The sequence below is a fragment of the Pseudoalteromonas sp. ESRF-bin5 genome (assembly GCF_002632075.1).
Taxonomy (GTDB): Bacteria; Pseudomonadota; Gammaproteobacteria; order Enterobacterales; family Alteromonadaceae; genus Pseudoalteromonas; species Pseudoalteromonas marina.
This window is the reverse complement of sequence record NZ_NTLW01000098.1, coordinates 1-7446: the sequence shown is the minus strand read 5'-3', so window position 1 is coordinate 7446 and position 7446 is coordinate 1. Positions and strand designations below refer to the sequence as shown.

Genomic DNA, 7446 nt, shown 5'->3' with positions numbered 1-7446 from the left:
AGTACTGAACAAAGCCAAATTTTTGGCGTGTCGGGTTTACGGGGAGTCTTTGATGAAATTAAAGTTATTATTAATGAGCGTTAGTATTAGCTCTGCGCTATTGAGCGTCAGTGCACATGCGGCCATGCGTAATTACTCTGCAAATCAAGACAGTTCAAATTGGGAAGTGGTTAAAACAACACGTTTGCAATGCCAGTTGAACCATGAGGTACCTTACTATGGCGAGGCTATTTTTAAAGCATCGGCGAGTAAAAATAAAAACCTAACTTTCAATTTAGATATGGTTGTTCGCCCTGAAAATTACGCCATTGCAGGGCTTAAAGCAGTTCCTCCTTCTTGGCGCTCTGGGCTGCCAGCACGCGACATAGCAAATATGAAGCTACTAAAAAAGTTTGATGGTGAACTCGGTAATCAAACTGCTTGGGAAATGCTTACAGAACTTGAAAAAGGGTTTTACCCCACTTTTTATTACCAAGACTGGCAAAATAGTGCCGATAAAATTGCCGTTGGTATTTCAAGTGTAAACTTTAAGCAAGCCTATTGGGCCTTTTTGCAATGCCGTGACGAACTATTACCTTACAGCTTTGAGGATATTTCGTTTACAGTGATGAACTATCAATCTAATAGCAGTAAGTTAACTAAGTCATCTCAGCAGCGCCTTGATAAAATTGCTGAGTATCTAAAAAACGATTCAACCATTGAGTCCATTAGTATTGATTCTTATACCGACAGTTATGGCGGTCGTTGGAACAACTTAGACCTATCTCGTAAGCGTGCAAAAGCGATAAAAGATTATATGGTGAGCTTAGGTGTGGATGAAAATAAAGTAAAAACAACGGGGTTTGGTGAAAAACGTTTTGTAGACACCAACGATAATATTTTAGGCCGCGATAAAAACCGCCGTTTGGTCATTCAAATAGCTAAAATGTAGGGGGTTTACTTAATTGACGAGGTTACAGACTTTGCGCCGTGATTTAATTAATCGCCCATCGATTGAAGACATTTTATGTCACAAAATTAAACACGCCCTAGCGCTTACTTTTAGTTTTTAAGTATTTATCACCAAATTGAAAAAAGCCTAAACTAATTACAATAATAGCAGCGCCAATTATTAGCTCTTTACTTAGTGGCTCGTTATTAAGCCACGCACCTAACCCTATTGCAAAGCTAGGTGTAATAAGTGTTGTTAATGCAACGGTGCTCGCGTTTAAATTTTGTAAAACATGAAAATATGCCAACGCACCTATTAACGACCCAAAGAGTCCTAAATAACCAATTGCCCAAAGCGACCTTAAATTCCAGTTTTGTATATTAAGCTCACCATCAAGCACCCACCACGCAATAAAAAATAATGGCGTTACAAATACTAGTGCACCAAATGTTGTGGCCATAGGGTGAATTGCAATTTTCACCCGCTTTATCATCACACCGCTTAAGCTAAAAAAGCACACAGCCATAAATACATATACAAGCCCAAGTCCCTGAGTTTGTGAGTTTTGTACTTGGTTATAGCTTACAAAATAAAGTCCGACTAACGCACTTGCTAAAGCAATGAGTTTTATTAAACTAAATTTAGGCTCATTTAATAGCTGTTGAGCAAGCAATCCCGATAAAATAGGAGCTAATCCAAACATAAGTGAAATAATGCCAGAAGGCACTGTTCTAGCCGCCATATAACTCAATAACATGCCACCAAAAATACCAATGCTTGAGTAAGCATAGAGTAGGCAAGCTTGCTTACTCCATGGCACTCTTACATTAGTGACTGCAACAACAAGCGCACCAATGAATAGCCCAACGAGCATACGCATTAACACCGCTAGTGATGGCGAAACACTCTCACTACTCCACACAATACCCAGCGGTGTGGTGGACCATATAAGAACCATTAAAAAATATGAAACTTTAACAGGCACGTACCATTCCTTTGTAAGTTAAAAATAAGGCGAGTGGGTTTTGAGGGAAAAAGCCAGCCAAGCGTATTAATGCACTAGTTACAGTACACGTACTTAACGGTCAGTTTAATCTTAAGATATAAACGCTCAATAACTAGTAATAGAATTATACGCTGTAAAAGGTTTATGGATAGATATTTAATCATATTAAAGATTATAAAATGCTTAAATATACAGCTGTAAAATGTAAGTTACATTTTATTTAATGCCATTTATAACAAAACTATTTGAGTTTTACTGATCTAGTTATATGGTGCGTGTAAATTAATAATAATTAAGGTAATTAAGTGCTCAAAAATAAAACAACAGGCAGCATGTTAATTGTAGCTGGTACCACTATTGGTGCAGGTATGCTTGCTTTACCTATCGCTTCTGCTGGTTTAGGTTTTATGACTGCACTTGCACTCATTGTTGCAAGCTGGATATTAATGACTTACACCGCCTTGCTGATGCTAGAGCTACATCAGTTTGCCCCTCGTGATGCAACGTTAAATACACTTGCTAAACGCTGGCTTGGGAAGCGCGGTCAATACATTGCCAATTTTTCAATGGTGTTTTTATTTTATGCTTTATGTGCAGCTTATATCGCAGGCGGTGGTGCTCAGCTTCAAGAGCGAATCAATCTTGGATTTGAATTAGAAATTGCCCCCCAATTTGGCTCCGTTATTTTGGCGGTCATTATTGCAAGCGTGGTTACACTAGGGACTAGCAAGGTAGATAAATTTAATAGAATACTCTTTTCAATCAAGGTGATTGTTTTAGCTAGCCTATTTTATATGCTTACACCCTATGTACAATCAAAGCACTTGCTCGAAATGCCCGTTGAGAAGGGGCTAATATTATCGGCAATTCCTGTGGTATTTACATCTTTTGGTTTTCACGGCTCTATCCCATCAATTGTTAAATACGTAGGTCTTGACGTAAAAGTTCTGCGTAAAGTGATGATTGCAGGCGCAGCATTACCCTTGGTCATTTACATATTTTGGCAACTATTAAGCCAAGGTATTATGAGCCAAAGCGATTTACTCAATAGTGAGGGCTTAAGTGGTTTTGTAGCCAGTGTTGCAGGTATTGCACATAATTCAAATGTATCTATAGCGGTGAAATTATTTGCTGATTTAGCGTTAGCGACTTCATTTTTAGGTGTAAGCCTAGGTTTATTTGATTTTTTTGCTGATGCATTTAAACAAGGAGATAACAACAAAGGCCGTGTTATAACAGCGCTTATTACATTTATACCGCCTTTAGGATTTGCTCTTTTTTACCCGCAAGGCTTCATAATGGCCCTTGGCTATGCCGCCATAGCTTTAGTTGTACTGGCTGTATTTTTACCTGTTGCTATGGTTTATAAACAACGTGCCTCAACCAGTACCAACACTGGTTATAAAGTACGCAGTGGTCGTATAGGGCTATTGATTGCAGCGTTATGTGGTGTGCTAATAATTACTGCGCAATTTATGCAAATGAGTGGGGTTATACCTGCAATTGGTTAAAGCTTGCTTTTGTAACACCAAAATTTAGTTAATAAAAAACCGCACACCATGATTAATGGAGTGCGGTTTTTTTATATTAGCTACGTTTATTTACAAACGTCAGCAACTGCATTTGCAAAGTAATCAAGGTTTGCTTTGCTAACACCGGCTACGTTGACACGACTTGAGCCAACAATGTATATGCCGTACTCTTTTTGTAATCGCTCAATTTGCTCTTTATTAATACCCAAGAACGAAAACATACCGTGTTGACGTTCAATAAATGAAAAGTCTTGCGCTATGTCTTTTGATGCTAGGCTTTCTTTAATTAAACTACGAAGGCCATTAATACGCGTACGCATTTCATCAAGTTCAGCATGCCACATTTGCGTAAGCTCTGTACTGCTTAAAATAGTGTTAACAATATCAGCACCATGTGCCGGAGGCATTGAATAAATGCTACGTACCACACTTAACATTACTGAGTTTGACACATCAGCTGTCGCACTGTCTTTTGCAATTAATGAACATGCACCGATACGCTCACGATATAAACCAAAGTTTTTAGAGCACGATGAGCAAATAATTAACTCTTCAACGGCATCAGCTAAAATACGAAGTCCGCGTGCATCTTCTTCTAGTGAAGAGCCAAAGCCTTGGTAAGCTATATCTACTAATGGTGTAAAGCCAACTTCTTTAGCAAGCTCTGCTACTGTGTTCCACTGAGCTTCGTTTAAATCCATGCCACTTGGGTTATGACAGCATGCGTGTAATAGCACTACATCACCCTTTGGTACTTGCTTAAGGGTATTGATCATCTCATCAAATAGCAGGTCTTTATTCTCGTAGTCGTAGTACGGGTATTCTTTTACGGTTAAACCCGCAGCTTCAAATAAACTAATGTGGTTTGCCCAAGTAGGTGTAGTAACCCATACAGTTGCATCTGTATTACAACGCTTAATAAACTCAGCAGCAACACGAAGTGCACCTGTACCACCTGGTGCTTGTGCTGTACGCACGCGATTTGCTAATAATGCTTGGTGCTCACCAAGTAATAGCTGTTCCATTTTTTGACAGTAGTCTAAGTTACCTGCTAAGCCAATATAAGATTTGCTTGTTTCATTTTCTAAGCGAAATGCTTCTGCTTTCTTCACTGCGTTTAATACAGGTGTATTACCGTGCTCATCTTTATAAACACCCACACCTAAATCAATTTTATTAGGGTTTGTATCTTTTTTATAGGCCGCCATAAGGCCAAGAATAGGATCGGTTGGTAATGGTTTTAATACTGAGAACATGGGCTATCTCTTATCTATATTTATGGGTTAGCAATTAAGCTTAGCTTAACATAAAAGCACATCACGTTGACTAGTGTTATTTACACGAGTGAGTGAGGAATTTTAATACAACACGCAATTAAAATGGCCAAAACTTTGTCATCAAAAAAGTCATTATCAAATGCTTCAGCATCAATAATACCTACACACTCATTTTGGGCATTAAATAAAGGCAAACATACTTCAGATTTAACTTTAGGGTCACAGGTATAATACTCTCCACCTTGTGCTAAATACTTCTCTACATTATTAATAATGCGACCTTTTTGTGATAACGCCACTTGAACATTATTGCTTCCTGCAGCAAAGGCCTCTGTAAGCGGAAATAGAGGGCGGCTAGGTACACCATGATAAGCAAGCTTTAAAAGTTGCTTACCTTCGTCTGTGTCCGTTGATTGATAAATACCATACCAGTCAACACCCGTTTGCGCGTGTACATAGTTAACAATACTTTGCAGCTGTGCAAGCTTGCTATTGGTATTACTATCGTTACTTAAAAAATCAGCAAGGTTAAAAGGCTCATCTTGCAAGTAACCAAATAAGCTACACGCCCCGCCTTCACCTAATTCAGGTATTTGATACTGCCAACGCGTTTCTGGTAAAGATGTATGCGCTAAATAGTGCTCAAGCTTTTCAAGCTCAGCTGTAATTAAGTTTGCATTAACGCGCAACTGCGCTTGCGTTAAATAAGAAGAAATCATTTGGCCATCCATACATCTAAGTTGCCAGAAATGATAGCATGTATATTTTCACAGAGCTAGATCAACTTATAGGACATTTCAACTTGGTTACCACTGGCGTTATATGTGACTTTTTCTGCAATTTCTTCAAGCAGTGAAAGACCTCGCCCAAATTCATTATTGCCACTCATTTCATCATTTGATTGGCTACTGAATCCCCTTCCCGAATCACAAATGATAAAATACAAACTGAGTGTTTCTGGGCAGTAGCGTATATCAATAATGATCATGGCATCTTTTAACTCATTTATGGCTTTCTCACGCATTTCATAAAACTTAAAAAAACCGTCTTCTTGCAGCTTTATTGCGGAGTCTAATCCTAAAACACCATGATCAAGTGAATTATTGTAAGCTTCAGAAAGGAGTAAAAAAATGTTTGAGCGATGATCATTTAATCCCTCAATTCGGCTAAGAATATTGACAATATCGTAGACAGGATCGGTTTGCTTAATTTGCTTTGAATTAAGGCTTAATGACAAATTGAAGGCAAGCGTTGAAAAAGGCTCTCTCGGCTTTTCTTCCACCTGCAAAGGCAAACAGTTAAGCAAGACAATGCTTACATCATCTTGCTGTTGTAAGCCCTGCGCAAAATCACTCACATCAGCAATTATATCTTCACAAGAGATCATGGGCTTACTTTTTAATGATGCTATAAAGCGTTCTTCAGCAAAAAACTCGTCCTGCTTATTAGTGGTTTCTGTTATGCCGTCGGTAGCAAAAACTAAACGTGTATCACTATTTACTTCAAAATGTATTAAATCGTACTCAAATTCATGTTTGTCTAATATACCCAATGCCATGTGTTGAGATTCTAATGTCTTTTTTATATTACCTTCAGTATCGATCAAATATGCATCGGGTAAGCCACCAAGCCACGCTGATATACTTTTTCCTGACGCACTGAGCTCCACAATGGTAGCCGCGCAAAACATATGCCCCGGTAACAGGTTGTAAATAAGTGTATTTAGCTCAAAGGCAATATCATTAACGGCCTTACCTTTATTTACCATTGTATAAAATGCGCGAGAGACAGGTAGCGCACCTATAGCAGCTGCCAAGCCATGCCCAGTAAAGTCACCCAGCATGCAATACAAGTTACCAATGGGACTTTGTGCAACTAAAAACATGTCACCATTAAACATGGATGCTGGCGATAAATTAAAATCTAGATGTTGCTTAAAATCATCTTGATATTCGAGTGAATTATTAAATATGTGTTCCACTATTTCGTGTTCACGTTCAATTTGATTGTGGTGATACTCGAGTAATTTTTTTTGTTGGTTGGCTTTTTTGCTTAGCTCACGAGTTCTTCTATGAGCTTTAATTTTTGCGTGAAGAATAACTTTATCAAATGGCTTGTGGATAAAGTCATCCCCGCCGACTTCTAAACATTTTTCAAAACTTGCTTTGTCGTCTAACGAAGTAATAAAAATAATAGGTAAATAAACTTCACTGTATTTATTTTTTATTATTTTGGCTGTCTCAAAACCATCCATAACCGGCATTATTACATCGAGTAACACAATGTCTATGGCTTTATGCTCAAGGACTTTAATTGCTTCTTGGCCGTTGAAGGCCATCGATACTTGATAACCTTCATCTTTGAGCATTTGACTTAATAAAATACGGTTTAATGCCTGATCATCGACAATAAGAACGTGTGCTGCCATTAGCTAATATCAAATTTCTTATCGAAGCGCGATATTTGTAATATTTTTTTCAGCTGTGGCTGGCAATTAGTGATTTCAAACACAGTCACTTTATCTTCTAATGTTTTTTTCATATTTAAAAGCATGCCTAGTGCAGAACTATCCATATAGTCAGTTTCTCTTAAATCTACAATCACTTTGTTAGTGCTACTGTCTATCTGAGCATAGGCTTGGCGAAAAGACTGCACTAAATTAAAGTCAAACTTTCCCTTTATTTGTATTGTTAGCGCTTT

7 protein-coding genes are annotated in these 7446 nt (G+C 38.1%); 2 read left to right on the top strand and 5 right to left on the bottom strand.

Annotated features, from left to right (window positions below; all coding sequences use genetic code 11):
- Positions 1-52: 52 nt before the first annotated feature.
- Complete coding sequence (locus BCG07_RS04825; protein ID WP_006794687.1) at positions 53-931, top strand: flagellar protein MotY; 879 nt, start codon at positions 53-55, stop codon at positions 929-931.
- Between the two features lie 97 nt (positions 932-1028).
- On the opposite strand, the gene BCG07_RS04820 is transcribed toward BCG07_RS04825, so the two are convergent.
- A complete protein-coding gene (locus BCG07_RS04820; RefSeq protein ID WP_006794686.1) occupies positions 1029-1916 on the bottom strand; it encodes a DMT family transporter in 888 nt (295 codons plus the stop codon).
- A 326-nt stretch (positions 1917-2242) separates the two neighbouring features.
- Between BCG07_RS04820 and BCG07_RS04815 the strand changes: the two genes are divergently transcribed.
- Positions 2243-3448, top strand: a complete 1206-nt coding sequence (locus tag BCG07_RS04815) for an aromatic amino acid transport family protein (protein WP_286888999.1) — start codon at positions 2243-2245, stop codon at positions 3446-3448.
- An 86-nt stretch (positions 3449-3534) separates the two neighbouring features.
- Here the strand turns inward: BCG07_RS04815 and BCG07_RS04810 are convergent, their stop codons facing one another.
- The 4 genes from BCG07_RS04810 to BCG07_RS04795 form a co-directional block, all read right to left on the bottom strand.
- On the bottom strand, positions 3535-4725 hold the full coding sequence (locus BCG07_RS04810) for an amino acid aminotransferase (protein ID WP_006794684.1): 1191 nt from the start codon (positions 4723-4725) through the stop codon (positions 3535-3537).
- An 80-nt stretch (positions 4726-4805) separates the two neighbouring features.
- Positions 4806-5465: a GAF domain-containing protein gene (locus tag BCG07_RS04805; RefSeq protein ID WP_286888997.1), complete on the bottom strand. Its 660-nt coding sequence runs from the start codon at positions 5463-5465 to the stop codon at positions 4806-4808.
- Positions 5466-5521: 56 nt separating this feature from the next.
- Positions 5522-7174, bottom strand: a complete 1653-nt coding sequence (locus BCG07_RS04800) for a fused response regulator/phosphatase (protein ID WP_286888995.1) — start codon at positions 7172-7174, stop codon at positions 5522-5524.
- Positions 7174-7446 (bottom strand): STAS domain-containing protein (locus BCG07_RS04795; protein ID WP_286888993.1); only part of this gene is annotated, 273 nt, incomplete at its 5' end. The genes BCG07_RS04800 and BCG07_RS04795, both read right to left, overlap by 1 nt.